The organism is Sodalis-like endosymbiont of Proechinophthirus fluctus (assembly GCF_001602625.1).
In the GTDB taxonomy this organism is placed as follows: domain Bacteria; phylum Pseudomonadota; class Gammaproteobacteria; order Enterobacterales; family Enterobacteriaceae.
This window is the reverse complement of record NZ_LECR01000015.1, coordinates 1-376: the sequence shown is the minus strand read 5'-3', so window position 1 is coordinate 376 and position 376 is coordinate 1. Positions and strand designations below refer to the sequence as shown.

Annotated in this window: 2 pseudogenes; both read left to right on the top strand. The window is 58.0% G+C overall.

What is annotated here, in order from left to right:
• Positions 1–182: pseudogene (locus tag BG74_RS15800) on the top strand (biotin synthase BioB); the annotation flags it as partial.
• A pseudogene (locus BG74_RS01690) lies at positions 182–376 on the top strand (8-amino-7-oxononanoate synthase); the annotation flags it as partial. The pseudogenes BG74_RS15800 and BG74_RS01690, both read left to right, overlap by 1 nt.

Here is a 376-nt window from a genome sequence, read left to right as displayed (position 1 = left end):
ACGGGTGCAAATTACTCACCACACCTAACCCGGAAGAGAAGCGCGATATGGAGCTGTTCCGTAAATTGGGCATCAATATCGAGCGTCGCGTCGCGTCCGAAGGCGACGTGGAGCAGCAGGCGCAACTGACCGGGCAGCTGTTGGTGGCAGATACGCCGCAATACTACAACGCGGCACGTTAATGGCCGATGGTTGGATGGCGCGCATCGACGATGCGCTGGTGCATCGACGCCGCGAGCAAACCTACCGTGAACGCCGGGCAATAAGCGGCGGCAACGATCGTATCCTTCACTATGGCGATAAACCGTACCTGAATTTTTCCAGTAACGATTATCTCGGACTGGCGCGTCACCCTGAGGTGGTTGCGGCGTGGCAG